This window comes from Bacillus sp. hwrm1 (assembly GCF_040207805.1).
Taxonomy (GTDB): Bacteria; Bacillota; Bacilli; order Bacillales; family Bacillaceae; genus Bacillus; species Bacillus velezensis.
In genome coordinates this window covers 1,554,541-1,579,273 of the sequence record NZ_CP157943.1, presented here as the reverse complement: position 1 = coordinate 1,579,273, position 24,733 = coordinate 1,554,541, and the positions used below count along the sequence as shown (strand labels likewise).

General features: G+C 49.5%; 7 protein-coding genes. All 7 read right to left on the bottom strand.

Annotated features, from left to right (window positions below; all coding sequences use genetic code 11):
- Positions 1-8: 8 nt before the first annotated feature.
- From ABK447_RS08160 to fabD, 7 genes are read right to left on the bottom strand one after another with little or no spacing between them, the layout of a single operon-like run.
- Positions 9-6,320 carry a type I polyketide synthase gene (locus ABK447_RS08160; RefSeq protein ID WP_033575313.1) on the bottom strand — a complete coding sequence of 2,104 codons (6,312 nt, stop codon included), beginning with the start codon at positions 6,318-6,320 and terminating at the stop codon, positions 9-11.
- Positions 6,321-6,338: 18 nt separating this feature from the next.
- Entirely contained in the window at positions 6,339-18,932 is a 12,594-nt protein-coding gene (locus tag ABK447_RS08155) for a type I polyketide synthase (protein WP_100001551.1), read from the bottom strand.
- Between the two features lie 39 nt (positions 18,933-18,971).
- Positions 18,972-19,709, bottom strand: a complete 738-nt coding sequence (locus tag ABK447_RS08150) for an SDR family oxidoreductase (protein ID WP_025284970.1) — start codon at positions 19,707-19,709, stop codon at positions 18,972-18,974.
- 14 nt (positions 19,710-19,723) lie between these two features.
- Positions 19,724-21,088: a long-chain fatty acid--CoA ligase gene (locus ABK447_RS08145; RefSeq protein ID WP_033574128.1), complete on the bottom strand. Its 1,365-nt coding sequence runs from the start codon at positions 21,086-21,088 to the stop codon at positions 19,724-19,726.
- On the bottom strand, positions 21,085-21,357 hold the full coding sequence (locus tag ABK447_RS08140) for an acyl carrier protein (protein WP_003153264.1): 273 nt from the start codon (positions 21,355-21,357) through the stop codon (positions 21,085-21,087). Before ABK447_RS08140 ends, ABK447_RS08145 begins: the two co-directional genes overlap by 4 nt.
- Positions 21,358-21,381: 24 nt before the next feature.
- Positions 21,382-22,362, bottom strand: coding sequence for an LnmK family bifunctional acyltransferase/decarboxylase (locus ABK447_RS08135; protein ID WP_015240163.1), 981 nt, complete (start codon positions 22,360-22,362; stop codon positions 21,382-21,384).
- Between the two features lie 40 nt (positions 22,363-22,402).
- Entirely contained in the window at positions 22,403-24,661 is a 2,259-nt protein-coding gene (gene fabD, locus ABK447_RS08130) for an ACP S-malonyltransferase (RefSeq protein WP_032870647.1), read from the bottom strand.
- Between the last annotated feature and the right edge of the window lie 72 nt (positions 24,662-24,733).

Genomic DNA, 24,733 nt, shown 5'->3' with positions numbered 1-24,733 from the left:
ATCGACGTTCAATTTTCAGCGCAATCGTAAGTCTTCATTTGTTTCCAAAACGTATTCGGACGGGACTTATGTGCGTTTCCATGCAGGCTTTCGGCTTTGTCCGGACGAATGGGCCGGCGTTTTAATTCCTGTCTCGGCAAAGGCTTTCTAACAGGGGTATACGCCTCTTGCTCCCAGGCTTCCACTATGACATGAGCATTCGTCCCTCCGTCAGCGAAGCTGCTGACAGCGGCAATCCGCGGTGAATCCGTCCATTCACGCAGAGCTTGCGAAAAATAAAACGGCGAGGCGGACAGATCGTAATGTGTCATCGGCTCTTTGCCCGAAAGGAAAGGCACACGCATTCGGCGCGAGAGCATAAGCACTGTTTTAATGAATCCGGCAATCCCTTCAGCGCATAACGGGTGTCCGATATTCGGCTTCATCGACCCCAATTCGCAAGGCGCGCTGTTTTGCATACGGTACACCGCTTCAATCGCCCTCAGTTCCAAAAGGTCTGTTACTTCAGAGCCTGAACCGTTTGCTTCAATGTAGCTGATATCCTCCGCTTTTCTGCCGCTTTTGGCAAGCGCCTTGGCCATCACTTCTTTCTGCGCCTGTATATTCGGTGTGGCAGGCCCCGCGGTTCTGCCGTCATTGTTTACGGAAATGCCTTTAATGACCGCATGAATCCGGTCCCCGTCTTTTACAGCCTGGGCCGCTGTTTTTAAATACACCATTCCGACGCCTTCTCCCAATACGATGCCGCCGGTGCGGCGGTCAAAAATATGAAACGCAGGCTCTTCGCTTAACAGATTGCGAAGTTCGAACATCCGGTGGGTTTGACCAGATTCCAGCAGACTGACTCCCCCGACCACCGCTGAGTCGATTTCACCGCAAGAAAGCGCCTGTATCGCCATATTCATACCGACAAGCGCTGAAGAACAGGCCGTATCCAAAACAAGACTCGGCCCCTTCAAATCAAAGAACTGAGAAAGATTGGCCGCTAAGTAATTCGGACCGGCTGCGACTATCGGATTTTTTGCATGCTTCAGACGGTTTTCATCAGGCATACTGCCGCCGCGTCCTCCTAAATAGACACCGGCTGACCTGCCTTTCATTTCTTGTAAAGAGTAACCGCTGTCTCTGAACAGATGAAGCGCCTCTTCTAATATAAGAAAGGACTGGATATCCATTGCCTTGATGTCTTCTTCGGGAATAAGGAAAAACTCCGGGTCAAAATGCGTTACATTTTGTAAAAGGCCCGCATAATCCGCCTTCTCCGTTTTCCAGCGCTCTTTCGGAACTCTTTGAATGGCTGACGTTCCTTCAGACAGCAGCTTCCAATAAGCTTCAATTGATTCAGCTCCCGGAAAACGGCAGGACATTCCGACCACAGCGATGTCTTGCGCCGCTCTAGCACGAGAAGGCTGAATAACAGCGGCTGCTGTTTGTTTGGGAGCGTCCGGGATTTCAGGCTGAACCGGTTTTGAAACGGCAGCTTTGATTTCCGGATATGCTGTTTCAAGCCATCCCGCCAGCGCAGCAACCGTAGGGTATTCATACAGCACCGCCGGGTCAAGGTCAGCTTTGATCCTCTTTCCGATCGCTCTGGACACTTGGGCAAGCATGATGGAATCGGCTCCGTAATCTTGAAACGGTGTATCAGATTCAAATCTTGACGGCTCCAGTCTTAATTCCCGGCAGCAAATGCCCGTCAGCCACTCCTCAACGCTTTCTGTATCGGCCTGTTCCTGCTGCTTTGTTTCAGTCAGGCCGGATGAAAGCAGCAGACGGTCAGGCTCCCATTTTTCCGGGTGAATGACGGCCGGCATAATAACAGATCCGCAATCGCCTGCCATGATGGCATCAAACAGGCTCAGCCCTTCTCTGTCAGTGATGCTCTTTAAACCGCTTTTCTGATAGGCCCGGCTTTTTGATTCGCCCATACCCGTTTCTTTCCAGCTCGGCCACTGGATGCTCAGCACCGGAAAACCTTTTGCAGCCGCAAAATAATCCATATAGGCGTTAGCCATGGCATAATCGCTTTGTCCCGCTCCTAATTCCGGCATCACGCCGGACACTGAAGAAAACAGCGCAAAAAACCGGAGAGGCTCCTTGTGCAGCGCTTGATACAAAAGGTCCAGTCCGTCTGTTTTAGGCTCAAGCACGGGCATCATCTGTTCGCTTGTTTTGCGGATAAAGGCCGGATGATCGAGATCTACGGCTCCCGCTGCGTGTAACACGCCTCCTATCGGCCCCATTTGATCTTTCACACGGCTGACGGCCTGCTCATATTCAGGGCCGGAAGATACAGACAGCACTTCCGTTCGGACACCTTTTTGTTCGAGCTCTCTGATTCTTCTCACCTTATCGGAAAACGGGGAATTCCGTTTGATATGATCATCCCACTCCGCTTTCGGCGGCATTGTTTCTTTTCCGGTAAGCACGAGTTTCGTGACTCCGTAACGTTCGGCAAAATGCCGGGCAAATAAATATCCGAGTCCCCGGGTCCCTCCGGTGATCCAGAGCACATGGTCTTTCGGAAATGAAAATTCTTTTTCAGCTAAGCTGTTTGTTTCCTTTAACCGCGCGAGATAGCGCACACCGTTTCGGTAACACACTTCGATGTCTTCAGAATCGCGAAAAAACTCCTCTGCGATCTGGTTTGCCAGCTCAGGATCTTCGGCAGTCCGTTCTGCATCCATATGCCGCGAGCGGATATCCTTATACTCACTTTGGAGCATTCGGTACAATCCGGCCTTTTTTGCACCTGAGAGATTTATCGTTTCATTTGCAAAGGGTTCAAGCCCCTTTGTCACACAAAGCAGCTGAAGCTTTCGGCCGCGGTTTCTGTTGTCAATGAGAGACTGCAGACGATGAATCCAGCCGTCATCATGATTGATTTCCGTCCCGCATCCGGTCACATCAATCAGACCGCCGAATCGGGCCGCGTCCCCGGATATTTCCGGTGATGCAGCGTCAATGATTTCAGACTCGGGGAAATAACGGGACAGCTCAACGGCTAAATTTCCTGTCTGGTGATCAGCAGCTATTCCGATGACGCCCCGCATTTCCTTAGCCGGAACACTGCTGCTTTCTGCCCAGCTTTTCTGTAAAAAGCGGATTTCACGAAATGTTTCAGAATGTGTTTCAGCATCACGAACATTGTCCGGCGCTGCATCGTCCGGCCAATACCGATCCTTTATAAATGGATAACCGGGAAGGCTGATGCGATGCGGCATGCTGCCGTTATAAAGCTCTGACCAATCAATCTTCAGCCCTTTCACCCAAAGTTCCAGAAGCTTCGCGAATTTTTTTCTTTTCATCCATTTACGGACGGCTTCCTGCATATCTTCATCCTTAAAAACGGCTAGAATGTCTTTATACTGTTTGCTTTTTCCCCTGAAGCAGCCGTCTGTCCCGCCGTCAATAAAACGCTGCAGTTTTTCCGCTAACTGCTCTGTCGACGTCACGATAAACGCCGCACGTTCTTCCATCGCTTCTCTTCCGGTTTGAAGGGTGTAAGCCGCATCCCGGAGGCTGCGGTCTGTGACGTCATTTTTTCTGATCGCTTGAAGAAGCTGCTGCGCCCGCTGCTTCAGGCTGGCCTCCTGTTTGGCGGATAATAAAATGACTGCGGGATCTTCATCTGTGAATGGCTCATAAATCTCCCTATCAGGTTCAATGTATTCTTCTATCAATATGTGGGCATTTGCCCCGCCCGCGCCAAAAGAAGAGATTCCCGAGATTCTCGGAATCTCCTTTTGCGCTCCGTTTTCCTCAATGACCGGCCGTTTCCAGTCTGCCAATTCACGCTGCACCACAAACGGCGTCCGGTCGAATGCAATATTCGGATTCAATTTCCGGCAATGTAATGAGGGAGCCAGCTTTCGTTTTTGAAACTGAAGCAGCAGTTTCGTTACACCGGCAATGCCTGCCGCGGCTTCCAAATGCCCGATATTGGATTTAACTGAGCTGATGGCGCAAAAACCTTTATCTGACGTTTTCGTTTGAAATGCGCGGGTCAAACCGTCTATTTCGATCGGATCTCCGAGTTCAGTGCCCGTGCCGTGGGCTTCGATACAGCTGATCATCCGCGGATGTATTCCTGATTTTTCAAGCGCGCCGGAAATCACGTCAGCCTGAGCGCTCGGACTCGGCACTGTATACCCGTTTGTTCTGCCGCCGTGATTGATATGAGTGCCGCGAATCACCCCGTAAATATGGTCCTTATCAGCCATCGCTTTTGACAGCGGCTTTAACAGCACGGCCCCGACGCCTTCCCCGGGAACAAATCCGTCCCCGCCTTCACCGAAACTTTTGCACGTTCCGTCTTTTGAAAGCATTCGATAGGCGCTGAGCTCCGCATAAGCCGAAGGATGCGTATACACATTCACACCGCCGGCAATCGCCATGTCGCATTCGCCGCGAAGGATGTTTTCACACGCTTCGTGAATTGCAGTCAGCGAAGATGAGCACATCGTGTCGACCGGCATGCTCGGCCCTTTCAGATTAAGAAAATAGGAAACTCTGTTGGCCGCTGAACTGAACGACGTTTTCGGCTGCAGGGTGCCGCCGTTTTTCCAGTACATTCCGTACCCGTTTTTCGTAATGCCCGCAAAAACGCCGACCCGGCCGTTATACAAATTCTCAAGCTGTTCCTTCGTATAACCGGCATCCTCCAGCACCTGCCAGCACATTTCAATAAAGAGACGCTCCTGCGGGTCCATATTCAAAGCATCACGGGGTGAAATTTGAAAAAACAGCGGATCAAAGAAAGCGGTATCTTTCAGAAACCCGCCCCGCTTACTGTAACTTTTCCCTTCTTTCACGGCCGCTTCAGGATCAGGGTTGTAGTACTTGTCCTTTTCCCAGCGCTCTTCGGGAATTTCCGTCACACAGTCTTTTCCGGCCGCTAAGTTATCCCAGTACTCTTCAAGTGTTTCAGCTTGCGGATAACGTCCGCTGACTCCGATAATCGCAATCCCTTCTTTTGTCTGGTTCTCATTGGAAAAAGCAGGCCGTTTCTTTCGCTTGATAAACGACGGAAGCACCGGAAAATCTTCATTTGCCAAAACCTGTTCTGATATGCCTGAACGGTGGTCATCATCATTTGTCCATTTTCGGCATTCTTTTGGATAATCCGTGACAAAGTGAGCTGCCAGAGATCCCAGTGTCTTATATTCGTAAAAAACCGTTTTGGAAAGGTCACCGAAAAGCAGAGACAATTCGCGGTTCAATTTCGTCACAGTGACTGAGTCGATTCCGTAGGTTTCCAGCGGCTCTTCAGTATCTATGTTGGAAACAGCAATTTTTGTAGTCAGGGCAAACAGCGTTTTGAGCTGAAGAAGCGTTTGTTCATACAAACGTTCACTGCGGTGTTCGGCATTGGTTTTTCCGGGAGCGCCCGTCTTGATGACAGGTTGCAGCTTCAACCCTGATAGGGAAGCCCATATTTTCCCTTCTTCGTCACATAAATCAATATAAAAGCTCCCCGCCTTCTCTTGTATCTCGGCCCATACCTTGTCAGGACAAGATTCATAAAACAAAAGCTCGTCCAATGAAACCGGGGCGAGCGTTTTATATTCTTTGCCGCCAAGCAGCGCGCATGCCTCTGTCACACTTTTCATCACACAGGGAGGGAGGCCGAATCGGGCGGATTCTTTTTGGTTTGTCAATGGAATTGATATGTCTGCCAGCATCCGTCCTGCTGAGGCGTAAATACGCTCAATTCCTTTCATGTGCTCACTGTATTGAACGGTATCGTTCTGAGTGATGGCTTCAATTTGCTGCTGATCCATCAGGGAACCGCTGTTTTCCTTCAAGCGGCTGATATCCAGCATGCCAGGCGCAGCATCAACTGGCTGAATCGTCCCTTGGCTGTACACATCATAATGACTGAAATCGGCAGAAAATGGATTATAAATCTCAAACCTTTTGGCTTCACCCTCTGCGGGTATCAGCCTGATTTCGATATGGAACGGCTCAGCCTCAGTCAGAATGGGCTTTGACCACACGATATGCGTCAGCCGGACAGCCTCAGTCTCCTTTACTGTCAAAACAGCCGCAGCTCTCGCCATTTCCAAAAGAAGTTCTCCGGGCATAAGCTTTTTACGCTGTAAAGAAACATCAGCGAGAAAAAATTCCCGGCCGCTGAAAGCTGCCGAGAATCCCTGTCCCGTTTCATCGGAAATATGCTGCTGAGCAAGCGGATGAAGGGAATCCGCTTGGCGAAGTCCCATCCGCATATCATAATCGCGCAAAATGCCGATCGCATCCTGTTTTGTCATTTTTTTATTTTTGACGTCAGAAAAAACCCGGTGCAGAAACTCTTTCATATGGTTTCCTCCATTACGCTAATCCCTGTAAAAACCGATCGTTCTTTTTACAGCGGCTTCTATGCTTATTTCGTTTTTCTCCAATTCATCAAGCAGGCGCTCATAAGTCTCAAGCGGGGACGTATCAATCTCATAAGTCTCCCGGTGCCTTATATGCTGCGCACTGTGCGGTATCCAGCAATGTGTTTTCGCAAAAGGATAGACGGGCAGGCTGACTTTTTTTGGCCTTTGGTCCGGATATAATTTATTCCAGTCGACATGTAAACCTTGCACCCATAATTTTGCAAGCATTGCATATTTGCCTGCTTCAATCCATTGATCTACGGTCCCGCTCATTTCTGCGTTGTCCGTCATCTCTGTAAACAGCTGTTTCATCGCTTTGTTCCGGCCTGTAAAGAAATTCTGCCCCGTCTCCTTGCCGCTGAGGAAATCATTCAGCGCGTTCGTAAGCTCTTCTTTTGTTTCAGCAATGACGGCAAGGCGCTCTTCCATTTCATCCCGGCCAAGCTGTAGCGTATAAGCGATACCCGCAAGAGCTCCGTCAGCTGAATGTGTCTTTTCCAAATATCTGCGCAGCTGTTCCGCACGTTTCTTCAGCTGTTCCGCCGTCTTTGCCGAGAGAATGAATAAGGACGGCTGAAGTTCACCGGACGTCCATTGTTTCTCTTCAACAGGAGAAACATATTCTTCGAGCACGACATGAGCATTGACACCGCCAAATCCGAACGAGCTGACACCCGCTCTTCGCGGCAGTTCATTCCCGCTATCATCAGCCGCTGCTTTCCATGGCTGAGTGTCGCGGACGAAGTAAAACGGGCTGTCGTCGAGGCTGATATACGGATTAACGGTTTCACAATGCAGACTTTTAACGAGCGTTTTGTGCTGCATCTGCAAAATAATTTTTAAAAGCCCGGCCATGCCGGCGGCAAGCTCTGTGTGGCCGATATTCGTTTTGACGGAACCGATGCCGCAATGAGGCTGATCGGGTGCCGTTACTCCGGCTTTCTGATAAAGCGCTGCAAAAGCCGCTTTGAGTCCGTTGATTTCTATTGGATCACCGAGCGGCGTTCCCGTGCCGTGGGCTTCAATATAACTCACTGTACGGGGGTCGATGTTCGCTTGCTGATAAGCTTTTATCATGACTTCTGTCTGTGCTTTCGGATTCGGCGATGTAAGGGAAGCCGCCCGTCCGCCATGATTTTCCGCCGTTCCGCGAATAACGGCATAAATACGGTCGCCGTCACGTTCCGCATCGGATAATGTTTTCAAAACAATCATGCCCGCACCTTCAGCTCTGACATACCCGTCCGCTTGATCGGAAAATGTTTTGCAGCGCCCGTCTTCACTGAGCATTCCCGCTTTATTAAAGCTGATATGCATATCCGGCGACACAATAGCATTGACGCCTCCTGCAATCGCGATGCCGCAGTCTCCGGCCTGAATTGCCCTGACCGCACGGTGAACAGCGACCAATGAGCTTGAACAGGCGGTTTCAATCGGTTCGCTCGGCCCATGTATATTCAGAAAATAGCTCATGCGGTTCGGACCGATTGACGGAACCGTACCGGCGGCGGAAGAACCCTCAATCTCTATATGGAACTTTGAAGCTTCCTGAGCGTAACCGCTGTTTGTCGTGCCTGCAAAAATGCCTGTATTTGTTCCTGACAGGCTTTTGGCAGAGCAGCCGGCATCTTCAATCGCTTTCCATACATGCATCATTAAAAGTCTTTGCTGAGGATCCATCATTTCGGCTTCATGCGGAGAAATACCGAAAAATAAAGGATCAAATTGAGCGGTTTCATCAATGAAGCCGCCCCACTTTACATTGCTCGCATTTTTATCTTTCTGCGGATCTCCGTAATACTGTCTCCAGTCCCAGCGCTCCGGCGGTATTTCAGAAATGCAGTCCTTTTCTCCGGCTAAATTCTCCCAAAACATTTCCGGATTTTCAGCCATTGGAAATGCACAGCTGATTCCGATTATCGCCACGGGCTCAGGTGCAGCTGCGGTTTTTGTTTTAGGAAGACGGGACGGAATCGAGAATGGCTCCGTCTTCATTTTTTTACGCACAACCGGTTTCTCCGTTTCTGTTTCTGCCTGTGAGCCGAATGTATCCGGATGTTCCGTCAGCAAGTATTGGGCAAAACGAAAGACTGTCGGATATTCAAAAAACACGGCCGGTGTCAGTTCAAGCCCATACATTTTATTTAGTTCATTTGCAAACTGCGTGAATGAAACCGAATCAAAGCCATAATCTCTCATCTCTGATTCAGCATCTATCTCGTCTTCTTTCACCTTCAGAATGCCTGATATCATATGTTTGAGTTCCGCTTGTACTTTATTCGGCATATGGACGGGCGTCTTCCTTGACACATGAATGCTACGGGACGGTTCCGGCGTTTCAGGCATCAGTTTTTTTCGAATCCGTTTTTCGTCGCCCTCTGCCACCATGACCTGGTGTTCTCCGGAGGCAAAAGCGGCGTAAAGCGCTTGGATGCCTGACGCCGATCGCATGGCTCTCATTCCGGTCTGTTCATACATCAGCCGTTCGGTCTCTTTGTCCACGCGCATACCGCCTTCTTCCCAAAGCGGCCAGTTGACAGACAGAGTCTGCCCGCTCCGCTTGTTGTCCCGCACGAGACGGTTCCGGCGGGCTGCATAAACATCCATAAATGCGTTGGCTGCCGCATAACCGGCCTGCCCCGGATTTCCCATACCTCCCGCCAAGGAAGAAAACAGAATGAAAAAGTCCAGCCGCACATCTTTCGCTGCTTCATCAAGATTGATAAGCCCTTTCACCTTCGGCGCCATGACGGTCTTCCGTTCGTTTTCTGTCTGGTTCAGAATGTAATTGTCAGCGATCACGCCTGCGCCGTGAATGATCCCGTCGAGTGTTCCGTGCTCCTCCTGTATGCCGCGGACGAGGGCGATGACCGCCGCCCTGTCTGTCACGTCTACCGGTTGATACAATACGCGGGCACCCGACGCTTCCAAGCGCCGTAAGCGGGCGGAGCGGTCTTCATCAAGCGCTTCCGCCCTTCCCGTTAATACGAGGACAGCGTTTTTGACGCGGGAGGCTATTTCTTCAGCGAAAATCAGGCCGATGCCGCCCGCTCCCCCGGTGAGGAGGTAGACCCCTTCGTCTTTCCACGGAACGGCGCCGCTTTGAGGCGCCGGCAGATGACGCCAGTTTCTGACGAGACGTTTGCCGTCTTCATAACGGATTTCCGCTTGTTCAGGATGCGCCCGGTTTTCTTTCAGCTTGGCAAGAAGCGCCGATGCTGACTCGTCCGGATCGGCTTGGATGACTTGGCCGTACAGCTTCGGATGTTCAAGGTGAGCCGTTTTCAGAAAAGCGGCCAGCCCCGCCAATACATTGTCTTCCCCCCTGTCGGGGACAAGAAGCTGGATCAGCGTTTTTTTCTTCTGTTTTTCTTTGATAAGACGCGTGACGATCGCTGACAGCTCCGCCGCGCATGCGTCATAACGGTCTTCAATCGGACCTTCGCCGTCAGCCGCACATACGGCGCCGCTTATGTCCTCAGCGTTCATTCCGCCATACAGCGTCACGTATCTGAAAGACGCTTCTTGTCCGCCGCCTTCATCCGGCGGTGATTCCTGCCACTTTGGCTGAAGCAAGAGCGGTTTTTCCTCCGTTTCCTCTTCCAGAAAACGGGCGGTGAGCCCCTTCAATCGGACACATACCGCGCCGTTTTCATCACACAGCTCAATATGATAGGCGCCGTCCGCTGAGGAAAGCACCGCCCACATCGTCTCCCGGCACGCAGAAAACACCTGCATATCCTGGAGGGCAAACGGCAGAAACGGCCGTCCGGACGCGGAACCGTCTGAGAGCACGAGACCGATAGAAGCCTGAAGGGCGGCGTCCAGCATGCTCGGATGCAGGATGAACGGCTCCTTTTCCTCGCGGGCGGACGGCGGAAGAGTGAGCTTCGCGAGCACTTCTCCGTTTCCGGCATAGACGGCGTCAAGCGCCTGATGAGACGGTCCGTAGGTGATGCCGAAGCTGTCGAACGCTTCATAGCACTCAGCCTTTGACAAGTGACGGCCGCCGCAGCGCGCCTGAACCGCTTCTACATCGAGAACAGGAGCACGTTCCGTCTCTTCGAGCACGGCCTTTCCCTGGAAAAAGACAAGCGGCTCTTCTCCTTCGGCATACGCTTCAAAAGCGATGTCTCCGTTTTCTTCCGGCTGAAGCTTTACATGAAGCGTCACTCCTTCAGAAAGCGCCGTCACCGGACGGAGCCAAACGATCTGTTTGAGCCTTACACCCGTTTTCCCGCCGGGCAAGTCTTCAGCAGCCAGCGTAACGGCGGCCCGGGCCATTTCTAAAGCAGCCGCGCCCGGAAGCACCGGTTTTCCATTGACGATATGATCGGCAAAAAACGGTTCATGTCCTGAAAAAACAGAAGTAAAACGCTGGGCGGTAAAGGTCGATGTATTCGTATGGAGCAGCGGGTGAAGTCTGGCTGCTTTCTCACTTTTCGCTGAGCCTGTTTTGTCAAGTGACACATCAGCTTTTGTGACCCAATATCGGTCTTTGGCAAAAGGGTAGGCCGGGAGACTGATGCGGCCCGGGTTGCGCTGATAAAGAGCTGACCAATCGACGTCAAGTCCTTTAACCCAAAGGTCAAGCAGCTTTCCGTATTTCCCTTTTCTCAGCCAGGCATTTATGGTAAGCGCCATATCTTCATCAGAAGTGAGTGAAGCCGCCAATGAATGATGTTTGGCTGTCCTGCCCCGCCAGATATGAGCATGTTCGATATTATGATCGTTTGAGAAACTCATAAGCTTCATTTTCAGTTCTTCTATCGACTCGGCCGTAAATGCAAGCCGCTCAGCCATCGGTTCTCTTCCCGTCTGAAGCGTGTAAGCGATCTTGGCTAAATCCCCGTCAGAACGTTTTTTTCCTATGACATCATCCAGAAGCTGGCGGGCGCGCTCTGTCAATTGCTGCTCATTTCGAGCTGATAAAATAATAACAGCCGGTTTTTGCGGAGAAACAGACGCGTTTTCCATTGGTTTCAGGCTGTCAGACGGCACAAATTCCTGAATGATGACATGCGCGTTTGAACCTCCTGCTCCAAACGAGGAAATGCCGGCAATTCTTGGATATTCCTTCATTTCACCCGTGATATTCAAGACAGGTCGCTTCCATTCCGTTTCTTTTTGCTGTACGAAAAACGGAGTGTGCTCAAACTCAATATTCGGATTCAATTCCGCCGCATGCAATGAAGGGGCAATCCTCTTATGTTTCAATTGCAGAAGCAGTTTGGTGATCCCCGCAATCCCGGCAGCGCTTTCTAAATGTCCGATATTTGATTTAATTGAACCGATGGAACAAAACTGCCGGTCTTCTGTTGTCAGGCGAAAAGCTTTCGTTAACCCGTCGATTTCAATCGGATCACCGAGCGCAGTGCCCGTTCCGTGGGCTTCCAAGTAACTGACCGTTCTCGGGTGAATGTCTGTCCGTTTCAACGTCTCTGCGATCAGATCAAACTGCGCTTTCGGATTCGGCACCATATAAGCGTTTGTCCTGCCTGCTGCGTTCAGCATGCTTCCTTTAATAACGCCGTAAATATGATCGCCGTCTTTCTCCGCTTGAGCAAGCGGCTTTAACACAATCGCCCCTACTCCTTCACCGTCAACAAAACCGTCCGCACTGTCTCCGAAAGATTTGCATTTATCACCGGGAGACAGCATTGAAAAAGCGGACAGCCGCTCATAGTGGGCCGGATCAACGATAAGATTGACTCCGCCGGCAATCGCTGTTTCACTCATTCCGCTCCGCAGGCTTTCTGCGGCGAGATGGACAGCTGTTAAAGAAGAAGAGCATGCTGTATCCACAGCCATACTCGGCCCTTGGAAATTGAACAAAAACGATACTCTGTTTGCGATAGACCAGTCGCTGGGAACTGTCGGGTAATTGCTGTTCATCACACCGACAAAGACTCCGATTTTCCGGCTGTCACAAAGGGTGGCCGGGGTGTACCCCGCATCTTCAATGCTTGAATAAGCAGTCTGCAGAAACAACCTTTCCTGCGGATCCATCCTTTCAGCTTCCGCGGGAGATATACGGAAAAACAGCGGATCAAATTTATCAATGTCATCGAGAAAACCGCCCCATTTTGAATAAATGGACCCCCATTTTCCGCGTTCCTCGTTATAAAACGTTTTCCAGTCCCAGCGATCTTTCGGCACTTCAGTAATAGAATGCCTGCCGGCTTTTACATTTTCCCACAGCTCATCAACGTGATCGGCGCCCGGATACCGGCCTGACAGACCGATGACAGCGATATCCTGGATATAGGGATCTCCGTTCGTCCTGCTGCCTTCCTCGTTTTGAGGAATTTTGTTTTGTTTTACATTCAGGTTATCTGTGTGATCAGACAGCTGCTCTTCACGCACACCCATCGCTTTCATAAATGCTCCCCGCTGAGAAAGAAGCAGGTAATCCGCGATTTCTTCTATCGTCTGATATTCAAAAAAGAGGGTGCTGGTCATTTGGTCAAACACGTTACGAAAAGCATTCGTGAGCCTGACGACCAGAATAGAATCCAAACCGTATGCGGTTAAGGAAACCGACGGATCCATTCTCCCGCTCGGAATCTTCAGCGTTTTTCCTATTAATTCCGTCAGATATGTGATGCCCCGTTCCCTTACGTTTGGAATCGGCGCGGCGCTTTCTGCGGGAGCCTGCATCCGTCCGGCGTTTTCGGGATGAGGCCGTCCATTCCCGAATTGCCGCTCGAGCGCTTCTTTACGGGAAGACAGAAAGTAATCAGCAAGTTCATCAATGGTTTGATATTCAAAAAATAAAGTGCTGCTGACAGAACCGAAGACGTCTTTTAACGCGTTGGTCAGTCTGACGACCAGTATGGAATCCAATCCGTATGCGGTTAAAGGTTCATGGGATAAAAGACGATGCGCCGGCACTTTAAGCGCTTCACCGATTACCTTCTTCATCAGTTCAACGCTTTTTTCTCTCAGGCTGACATGCAAAGTATCATCCGAAAGACCTTCTGCGTCATACGGACGGCGCTCCGGCTTCTCTTCTGACGCCTGTGTGAGAGCAAGCCTGACCGTTCCGTCACTTTCAGCCGCTATAATCTGCTGGCCTAAGTCGTGTGCGGCTTCAGCCGGAAACAGAGGATGGACGAATCCTTCAAGCGAAAGCGCTTCCGCCCAGCCGGCCGGATCAACCCCCGGACAGCCCGGAATCCGTAAATCATGATCCTCATACAGCCACCAGCCTTCAAGAAGGCCGAACGTCACATGGTTGAATATGGTGCGGCTGTTGATCTCATTTATAAACAGCTGGCCGTTTTTTTGCAGCATTGCTTTCGCATGGCGCAGCGTAGAGCGGATATTTTTTGTCGCATGAAGCACATTGGTCGCGATCACTGCGTCATACGTGCCGATGTCCGGCGCTTCTGTTGATACCGGCTGCTCAGCGTTGAATATTTTATAAGTGACATAAGGATATTCCGGACCGAATATGTCTTCTGCATGTAAAAGAAATGCTTTAGAAATATCCGTGAAACAATATTCGGCAATATGCGCTTCATACGGTTTCAATTTTCTCATGACCGCAGCGCTTGTCCCGCCCGTTCCGGCTCCGATTTCTAAAATGCGGATTTTCGCCTGCGGATCTTTTTCCAGACGTTCCTTCAAAACAGCAATCAATGTGTCAGCAAGCTTGTCATTGAAAAAATCAGAAATGATATTATTGCGGTAAATGCCTTCCACAAGACGGAAGGAGGAGTCAGGGAACATCACTTCCGTTGCCGGAAGCTTACCGGTTAAAATGTCTGGAAGCACACGCAATGTCTCTTCTGCCAATCTGACATGCGCCCTCATGTCTTTCTGGCGCAGCCAAGTCTCTTTTTTCCGCTCCCATTCCTCCCACACCTGCCCTAAATCCGTTTTTTCCGGAGCAAGCGCTAATTTATTCAGGAGGGCAAAGCTCTCTTTCAGCCATCTGCTGTATTGTTCCGTTATGCCGGCAGCGGATTGAAATAACGGCAAAGCCTGATCAAGCCCGGCTCCCATCTCATAAAGGGTTGATACAAGCATTTTTTCAATAAGGGATTCCATCTCTCTCATGCAGCTCATGACACTTGAAGCTTTTAACCGTTCAGCTTCGTCATTCTGCGTGATGTTAACCGTTAATTGTCCGAGTGCGGAAGGAATCTTTTCCGGATAAACCGTTACTTGTTCTTTCAGATCGTCTTTCATAAAAACCGGATCTGTCGTTTTGATCAGCGCCAGCTGGTCATGAGGTCCGGAAAGCAGGGTTTCCAGCGTTTTCATCGCTTCGGGCGCCTCAATAGAAGCGATTCCGTCCCGCTCCATCCGTTTCCGGTATTGTTCTGAAGCGACAACGCCGACACTTCCCCAAAAGCCCCAATTGACAACTTTTACAGCATACGGCGCTTTCTGTGAGATCCGCTTAGCAAAAGCGTCTTTAAACGTGCACCCGGCGGCATAATTGCTCTGTCCCGGCGCTTTTTGAAACGACATCATCGAAGAGAAAAACAGCAAGAAATCCAAGGGTTCCCCTTCAGCTACCCGGGCAATCTGCAAGCTGACATCAGTTTTTGCAGAAAGTGAAGCGCGGAACTGCTCCTCTTCCATATTGGCAAAACTTCGGTCTGATAACACGATGGCGGAGTGAATGATTCCGCGGACCTTTCCATTTTCCTTTACAATGGTGTCATACGCCCGTTTGAGAGAGTCATAATCGGCAGCATCCGCGCTGAAATATTGCGGTGCGGGGCCTAAAGCCGCAAGTCTTTTCAGCTTTCTTTCAATCTGTGTATCTTTTTTCCGCCTCCCGATCCAGACAATTTTCGCCTGATAGGTCTGAATCATATATTCAGTCCATACTTCTCCTATTCCGCCTGCTCCGCCGATAATCACATAAACCCCGCCGTGCCGGTATAATGAAGACTCATCTGCATGAGGCTGGCAGACGGCCAATTGCTGTCGGTGCCACTGACCTGCACGAAAGACCCACGGATTTCCCTCGGGGTCCGACGGTAAAGAGAAGACATCGGGGAGATGCCGGTCTCCCCTTTGAGATTCCAAATCAAGAAGCCGGATGCTCCAATTGCTGTATTCTTTTGCGAGCGACCCCGCTAATCCATGTATGCTTGCATGACTCGGATTGACCTCATCATGTTCATGAATCGGCTGTGCTTGAAACGTGCAGATTGTCAATGATAGTTGTTCCATGTCAAAATTCAGAAGCAGAAGCGCTTTTACCAGCCGGAAAAGCTGCATGACCCCGTGCTCCTGTCCCTCGGCCGTATCCGCATCATAAACGGATGGAATGGGATGATCCGGCGCCGCCCATATCATGTGTTGAAAAGAGCCTTGCGCTTTCAATGTTTCAGCCATTTGTTCCGCGCTGTCCAAAGAAGTGATGTCCGGAAAACGGACATCGGAATACATCTCTTTCAAAGCCTGCTGAAAATCCGGCCCGGCCCCGATGACGATTATTTTTTCTTCACGCATGAAAGACATGCCGGTTTCCGGAATGGTGACGGTGTTCCAAACCGGTGTCATAAGCAATTCCGTTTCACGGCTTGTCTTCGGCGTGACGCCGGCTTTTTGGTTAAACCCGGCGCTTTCCTGCACCTCTTTTATGATAAAATCTTTCACTGCCGCCAGCAGCATCCCGCGCTCATCACAAATATGCAGATCAAATTGGTGAACGGAGGCCGCTTTTACCTCTGCATGCACAAATACGGTTTTCGCTAACGGTTCAAGCAGCTGTATTTCTCCGAAGGAAAACGGTACGATAAGCGCAGGCTCTTTTTGAAATTGCAGCACATGCGCCATTGCGGTTTGAACAGCGCCATCCATTAAGGACGGATGTAGGATATACTGTTTAAAATCGGCTTCCAAGTGTGACGGCAGCGTTAATTTGGCCAGTGCTTTCCTTTCTGTATAAGAGAATTCGCGGATGACCTGAAAACTGTCCTTTTGCACGATTCCCGCCTCAGAGAACGAGTGATAGATGTCTTCCGGCTCCGTTCTCTGCGCAAATGGCGCCGGGAGCTGAAAGGCCGAGGCCTCAAAAGACGCCCCTTTTTCTTTACAAATCACTTCTCCTTGCGAAAAGAGGGCGCCGTCCGCTCCTTTTTCTTTAATGACATAGCTTATACGCTCTTTTTCTGCTTCAAACTCTATCATGACGGATCTTGGGTCTGTGCCTGTCACAATCGGCTCCATGTACCACACACTTTGAAGAGAGACGACCGGGCGTTCTCCCCACAATCCCGCGCCGTATGCCGCCATTTCCAGATGACAGACTCCGGGAAGCACATATTTTTCGTTCACTAAATGATCTTTAAAGAAATATTCATCCTTGGAAAATATCTTTTGAAACGTCCCTTTCCGGGCGGATGAAATATTCTCATCAAGCAGAGGATGCAGCGCTTCACGCCTTTTGATATTTTGGGGCTTTTTTGTATACCGCTTTTTTTGATCGGTCAGCCAGGACGTTTCCTTTAAAAACGGATACGTAGGAAGCGGAACTTTCTGATACGGCGTTTCCGGCTTTTTGCAACCTTGAAGGCCTTTCACCCACAGCGCGGCAAATTTCTCAGGATCTGAAACGGATTGGCCTGAAACGTCCGGCCGCCCGTGTGACGCTTTTCCGAAGTACATATGACTGCCGTCGCTATGACCGCTTACAAATCCGTCCAATCGCTGTTTCAGCTCAGAAAGGGATGATGCAATGACAGCAAGCCGGAAGGAGAAAGGCTCTCTGCCTGACAATAAGGTGGCAGCGATATTTTCCAGACTGTATCCGCCGGCAGAAGGCAGGTTTTCCAATCGGGCAAGAAAGGAGCTCAATTTCCCGGCATATTCTTTCAGCTGCTGTTCGGAATGTGCGCTTAATACGACGGCATGCGGTTTTTGCTCAGTATTCTTGTCCGCTTGCCGTTTTGGCTGATAAGCACCTACGATCAGATGGGCATTAGAGCCTCCTGCGCCGAATGAACTGATTGCGGCGATTCTCGGTTTATCTCCTTCAGCCGACCACGGCCGGTTGTTTCGGACGACATAAAATGGCGAATCAGAAAAAGAAATCTTGCGGTTCAGTTCCTCGGAGTGCAGACTGGCGGGAAGCGTTTCATGTTTCATGCTTAAAAGCACCTTGATTAAACCGGCGATCCCTGCAGCCGCTTCCAAATGTCCGATATTGGATTTCACCGAGCCGATTCCGCAGTAGTTTTTCTCATCGGTCTGTTTATCAAATGCCATAGACAGGCCGCGTATCTCAATCGGATCGCCGAGTGCCGTGCCGGTTCCGTGAGCTTCAATGTAGCTGATATCCGCCGGACTTACCGCGGCTCTGTTTAGAGCGGATAAAATCAGGTCCCGGTGCGCTTCCGGATTCGGCACCGTATACCCGGTCGTTTTGCCGCCGTGGTTAGTGGCGGACCCCTTAATGACACCGTAGATGTGGTCTTTGTCCGCAATCGCTTTTTTCAATGGTTTTAACAAAACGGCTCCCGCGCCTTCGCCGGGCACGTAACCGTCTCCGCCTTCACCGAAACTGCGGCATTTTCCTTCAGAAGACAGAAAATGTGATTGGCTTAAAAACATGTATTTTTGCGGATGTAAGCTGAGGTTGACGCCTCCGGCAAGCGCCATTTCACAGTCGCCCGACATAATGGCCTGACAAGCCTGATGGACGGCGACAAGCGATGAAGAACACGCCGTATCAACAGCAATGCTCGGGCCATGGAGATCAAGAAAATAAGAAACCCGGTTCGGAATGCCCCAATATAAGGAGCCGGGGCCTTTGTACTGATCTTTGAGGAAACCTTCTTCGTGTGCAATTAATGAATATTCATTCCAGGTCACTCCGGCGAATACACCGATTTGATCCGTCGGCCTGGCCGCCGGGTTCCCGTAACCGGCATCCTCCATCGCTTCCCAGCAGCACGTGACATACAATTTTTGCTGGGGGTCCATTAAATCAGCTTCCCACGGGGAAACAGAAAAAAACAGCGGGTCAAATTGATCCGGATGATCAATAAAACCTCCCCATTTACTGTATGACGCGTATTCTGCCGTTTTCTCTTCCGAGTAATAAGAGCTGTCCCATCTGTCCTCTGGGATTTCGGAGACACAATCTTTATTTTCCATTAAATTGTCCCAAAAATCATGCTGGTTTTCCGCTTTCGGAAACATCCCGCTCATTCCGATAACCGCAATATCAGAGCTCCCGCCCGTTCCCGGTTCAGGCACCTTTTCAGCCGCCTGTACGGGAAGCAATTCTTCTTCCTGCCGGCTTCCCGTATCAGGCTCCGTTTCTTTGAATTCAAGAACGCTTTCGGGATTTCGTTTCTGCGCACTTAAAAACTCACTCAATTTCTCAATGTTCGGATATTCAAAAAGCAGCGTTTCAGAAAGGCCGGTAAATTCTTTATGCAATATGGTCATGATTTCTTCACTGATGAGAGACGTCACGCCCAAAGTAAAAAAAGCGGTTTTATCTTCCGCTTCGGTCACCTCGGCACCCAGCTTTTGCGCTATTACCGTTCTTAAAAATTCGTTAATACATTTCATGAGGATACCATCCCTTGTACAAAAGAATTTTTCTGTGCTTTAACAAGTTAATCCGCCGTCTATTGCCATTGTCTGTCCGGTCATAAAGGACGATTCAGGAGAAAGCAGGAAACGAACGAGTCCGGTCATATCGTCTGTTTCGCCTAAACGGCCCATCGGCGTCCTTCTGATAATCTGTGATTTTTGTTTTTCCGGCATATTTTTCGTCATATCGGTGTCCACAAAACCGGGCGCAAGAGAATTGACACGGATTCCTTTAGACCCGAGCTCCCTGGCCAGGCTTCGCGTCAAGCCGTCAAGAGCCGCTTTGGATGCACTGTAGACTGAAGTGCCTTTAAATCCTCTTGAGCCGATAATGGAGCTTATGTTAACGATTGAGCCGGAATTTTGTTTCAGCATGACACGGGAAACGTTCCGGGTCAGCTTGATGACTGAGCCGATATTCAGATTGAGGATGCGGTCAATGTCTTCATCATTGGTCAGGGGCAGCAGCTGATCAAGGTTCAAACCGGCGTTATTGACCAAGCCGTCTATTCTGGAAAACTTGCGGTATACTTGAAGAACAAACTGTTTCATGGCGGCATCATCCGCCGCATCCGCCGCTTCCCAATAAAAGCGGCCGCGGTACTTTTCACTCTCTCTCAATGTGTTAATAAAATCAGATTCACTGCGGCTGAAAGCGGCTACTATGTAATCCTCATCCAAAAGCGTCTGTACAATCGCTTTTCCCAGCCCCCGGCTTCCTCCGCTGACGACCGCTACTTTTCCGTTATTCATATTTGCCTCCTGTTTTACACGTTTCTTATTTTTTTAAATCGATCATTAGACAGTTTCCGATCTGTAACAGAGATGATCTGCGGTATCTGATATGGCTGCAGCTTCTGTTTGCAATGAGCTACGGCCCGCTTTCTGAAAGATTTGATATCTTCTTCTTTTTCGAGCACGGCCTCTGCCGCGACAATCTCGCCTGTAATCGGATTTTTTCTGCCTGTTATGAGAACATCCCGGACATTCGGTATCTCCAGAAAGACGCTTTCCACCTCTGCCGGAAACACTTTCTCTCCGCCCACATTAATGATTTCACTCTTTCTTCCAAGGATTCTTATATATTCGCCGTCTGTTTCCACCTGGTCACCGGTGTCATACCAGCCGTCTTCATCGAAAGGTGACGGTGCGTTTAAATAGCCGAGCATCGCGGACTCAGAACGGACCCAAAGCGTGCCTCCGGTAATTTTGGTCTCTGTTCCGGCACCGCCCACTTTCATCCAAGTGGATTGGCTGTCTTTTGATTTCGTTGAGAATATACCCAGTTCAGTTAATCCGTATGTTTGTTTCAGCCGTACATCCGGAAACAGCCGGTGAATGCCGCGCAGCGTTGATTGGGGCATCGGTTCTGTGCCGTAAGTGATCAGCCGGAGTGAAGAGAGGTTATAGCCGGCATCCGCCTTGGACATCAGCAGCATGTTTAAAAAGGTCGGGGTGGCGGGGAGCACTTGGACAGCATGCTTGTCGACCGCCTGATAAACGGACTCCGGCGTTCTGCTGTCTGATGTGACGATGGTTCCCCCGTTAAACAGAATCGCAAACAGCGTATTAATGCCGCCGATATGATCCAATTTCAGAAAAATGAGCGTACGCAGCGGTTTTCTCTTCGCCGTTTTATATTTTTCAAGCAGCCGGCCGGCGCTTAACACGGATGCTTTGCTTTTGCCGGAAGTTCCCGATGTGAAAATAATAATGCCTGACTCCTCTCTCTCGCGCAGGTCATCAAGCAGAGGGTGAGAGGCGCTTTCAGAACCTTCACGAAGCGTCCAGCTGTCATTTTCATTTATTTCAATGATTTGATTCACTTTCGCGTCTTCAAACATATCGAGATGCTTTTCCCTTGATTCATTGCTTAGAGGGACAACGATATTTCGGTTTAACAAAAGCGCCATCAGCAAAAAAATAGCGTTCGGGGAATAATCCCCGATAAGCGCCACACATTCTCCTTCATGTATTCCGTTTTGTTCAAGTTCTTTCTGAAAAAAGCTAATTCGTGCCAGCAAATCATCATACGTAAAAGTCTGCCCTTTAAAAATGAGAAACTCACTGTCTTGCGTTTCCCTAAGCTTATCAGTCACCCAGCTGATATCTCCCCCGCTTTCTGTTTTCATGATTGAGCACTGTCCATATATTTTTGATAAATATCACAAATGCTGCCGACGGTTGTAATGCTTGAAATTGTTTCTCCTTGGGAAAAAGGATCTACTCCGGTTTCCATCTCCATCTGTGCGACTAATTGAGCGATATCCAGTGATGAGAAGCCCAGATCCTCTATGACTCTCACATCATCTCCCGCTTCGACGGCCCGATATGACTGCTGTTCTTGAATGTCCTGAATGATTTGAGCGATGATCTGCTTCATTTCCTTGGTTTGTTCCATTTGCTTTCAGCTCCATTCTTCATTTTATAGACTTCTGATGACCCGCTTATAATCCGGAATATGATCTTGTGAAGAGGTCGGCACCGCCAGCAGCTTGTCCACCTTGGAAATGGCCAGCAATGTATGATTTCTTTTCATATAGACTTCAATCTGATAGCTGATTTTCGCCACTGAGATCATACCGAGGGACTCACCGTGAAAGTCGGGATCGCATTCTTCAATGTGTCCCGTCATATAAATATCAAGCTCTTCATCTGCAAAACAATTTCCGTAATAATACGTCTCTCTTTCAAGCAAAAATAAATGCCGCGCGATTGAAACCGGAAAACCCGGCTTCGACCGGCGCGTCATCCATTCAAATTCCGCCGCATCCATTATCTTGCTGAATTTCGCAAACACCATGGCATGCCCGGGCGCAGCATCCTGATCAACAGGAACCCGATATGAAACGGGGTCTGCTGTTTTGAGATTGCCCGGCTTCATACCGAAGGCGTCCGTTCTGATTTTCTTTGACCGCATCAGGGCGTAAGGCGGCTTGGCTAGCTTAGAAAGTTCCGCAATGCATTCAGCCTTAGGCGCTGAGACTTTGCGCGTCGAACCTTCTGTTTGTGTGACGTCGACGACAATTAAACTATTGGCTTTCATAGAAGGAAACCGTCCCCGGTCCCACTCGCTTTTATCAGAGCTGACCGCTCCTTTCGGCCCGAACAAATAATCAGATTCTAATATGGTTTCTCCAAACCGGGAGATATCGACTCCGACGGAAACCTCGTCCCATAATCGGTACTGATCAAGAGGCTGATCTGAAGGAACTTTGAGATGTGTCATAAAATAAGCCGGATACAAAATCAGCCCTTGGTGATCGGCCATCTGATCAGGCCGGAATCCCGTTCCGTCCGTTAAATGGTGACTGTGTGCGTTGCCGAATAACAGCAGCAGCGCGTACTCATTCAAATTCCCTAACCCGACATGGCTCATCGTTAATTCATGATTTTCAATCAGCATGGTCTGTCCTCCGCAGAAAAAATGTAATGGCTGGTCATACTCAGCCTGTAATCGATACCAGCCTTTGCGCAAGAAGGCCGGCTGTTTCTTCCATGAGCTGTTTGCCGATCAGATCGACATGCCTGTTTCTCCAATTTTCAAGCGGGGTTCCTTTCACCCATTGATTAAACGCGCCGAGCGCAGGACCGCAATGAATTTGGTAATCTATTTTACTTTCACTTTTTCCTTCCAGAGCGAGCCTTGTCGTATGAGAAAAATACCATTTAAATACCATCGCCATTTTGTGTTTCGGATTCTGTTCGGCTTTGGCGATCTGCTCAGGAGATTTATCACGTTTCAACTGCTCATACACTTCTTCAAAACTGCGCTGGAAATACTTTTCTTCAATTAATGTTTTCGTTTTTTCATCTATTTCATCTAAAGAATTGTATTGTCTGTACAAGTCAAAGAGTTTATTGGCTCTTGCCGGGAAAAACAGGCCTTTTTTCAGCACCTGCACCCTTGCTCCCGCTTCAAACATATCTCCCGCAGGAGCGTATGACGTATCCTGCACGTTCGCTTCCTGAAGCAGATCTTTCACTGAATCACTTGTCCCGGCTTCGACCGTGCATTGATTAATAGAACCGGTTCCGATAAATTCGGCGCCGAGCAGAAACGCGGCAGCAGCCGCTTCCGGAGTGCCGATGCCGCCCGCTGCGCCGATTCTTACTTTTTTCGCATAACCGTGCTTCTCCATCATGCGGTCTCTGAGTCTGATCATAGCAGGCATTAATGTATACGGAATCCCTTGGTCGGTATGCCCTCCTGAATCCGCTTCAACGCAAATGTCATCAGCCATCGGAATTTCTTTTGCAAGCGCCGCTTCCCCGGCTGTCAGCCGATTGTCAGACACAAGTCTTTCCAGCACATGAGCCGGAGCCGGATTCAGAAAGGCCTCAGCGACTTCAGGCCGGGATACTTTCGCGATGATTTTGTTTTGAACTGACACCGACCCGTCATGATTCCTGGTTAATCCCTTTGCCCTGTATATAACAAGAGCGGGGGTTATGCCCATAAATGCCGATGCTTCAATAAGATGAATGCCGTTTTTCAAATATAAATCTATCATTCTGACTTCCTTGTCAGGTGACATCATATGATGAAGAAGATTCATTCCGAATGTTTCCCCTTGCCGCAGTGCAGACCGGATGGTGCCGATGGCCTGTCCGATCCGTTCGATACTCAATCCGCCCGTTCCGAAAAAGCCCAGCATTCCCGCTTTTGCCGCTTTAATGACCATCTGTTCCGAAGCAATTCCCCTGTACATGGAGCCCGTCATGTAAGCATATTGGATGTTATAATCTTTTTTAAAATCTTCGTTCCCTAATCTCATTCCCGCCGTTTTTTGCGGATCAGCTGCCGATGCTTTAACATCAGCAGTATCAGACTCTTCTTTCGGCATAGGTAATGGGACGGCATCTTTTTTAATCTGACGCGTCAGTTTTGTCAGCACTTCCCCAGGCCCGACTTCTGCAATTTCATTATTTTCAAGTCCCATCAGACGGCGTATCGTGTCCGTCCACTTTACCTGATTGGTCATTTGCAAAGTCAGATTTGTTTTGATTTCATCATTCTTATAAGGTGCGGCATGAAGATTTGAGATCACCGGAAAACGAAGAGGCAAAAACGCCGTTTCTTCTAAATAATCCGCGAACTCTTTTTCAGCATCTTTCATATAGCGGGAATGGAAGGCGCCGCTCACATTTAAAGGAAGGTACATTCTCACGCCGGCTTTTTCAAAGACGGGGCCCGCTTTTTCAATGTCTTGTTTCGTTCCGGCGATCACAATTTGCGAAGGTGAATTGTGGTTAGCGATATCAATGCCGGTCAGATGATAATCGGATAGAACCTCTTTTACTTGTTCAGCGGTAAACCCCAAAACCGCCGCCATGCCTCCGGGAGCTGCCTTGCTCATGAGCTCCCCTCTTTTTTTCACAAGCTGCAAACCGGTCTCAAAATCAAAGCAGCCGGCCGCAAATAACGCATTATATTCTCCTAAACTGTGCCCTGCGGCGTAATCAGGCTCTCTGCCGGACTCTTTCATTTTCTTTAAATAACTGAGTGCACTCACCGTATATAACGCCGGCTGGGTAAATTGCGTTTTCCCCAGCTGGTGATTCGGATCCTCCAGACACAATTCTTCTATAGAGTAGCCTAATATGTCATCAGCCTGACGTGTCAGATCTTGAAATTCATCAAACAGTCCGGCTCCCATTCCTTTAAATTGAGAACCCTGCCCCGGGAACACAAACGTAAGCATCTTATCCTCATCCTTTCCGCATCGCCAATTTTGTATATCACATGTGGATCTCCATACAAAAACGCCTCTTAT

Bases quoted from the DNA above. Each gene is read 5' to 3' on its own strand.
- ABK447_RS08155 (WP_100001551.1), bottom strand. From the start codon at position 18,932: ATGAAATGTATTAACGAATTTTTAAGAACGGTAATAGCGCAAAAGCTG.
- ABK447_RS08140 (WP_003153264.1), bottom strand. From the start codon at position 21,357: ATGGAACAAACCAAGGAAATGAAGCAGATCATCGCTCAAATCATTCAG.
- ABK447_RS08145 (WP_033574128.1), bottom strand. From the start codon at position 21,088: ATGAAAACAGAAAGCGGGGGAGATATCAGCTGGGTGACTGATAAGCTT.
- ABK447_RS08150 (WP_025284970.1), bottom strand. From the start codon at position 19,709: ATGAATAACGGAAAAGTAGCGGTCGTCAGCGGAGGAAGCCGGGGGCTG.
- ABK447_RS08160 (WP_033575313.1), bottom strand. From the start codon at position 6,320: ATGAAAGAGTTTCTGCACCGGGTTTTTTCTGACGTCAAAAATAAAAAA.
- ABK447_RS08135 (WP_015240163.1), bottom strand. From the start codon at position 22,362: ATGCTGATTGAAAATCATGAATTAACGATGAGCCATGTCGGGTTAGGG.
- fabD (WP_032870647.1), bottom strand. From the start codon at position 24,661: ATGCTTACGTTTGTGTTCCCGGGGCAGGGTTCTCAATTTAAAGGAATG.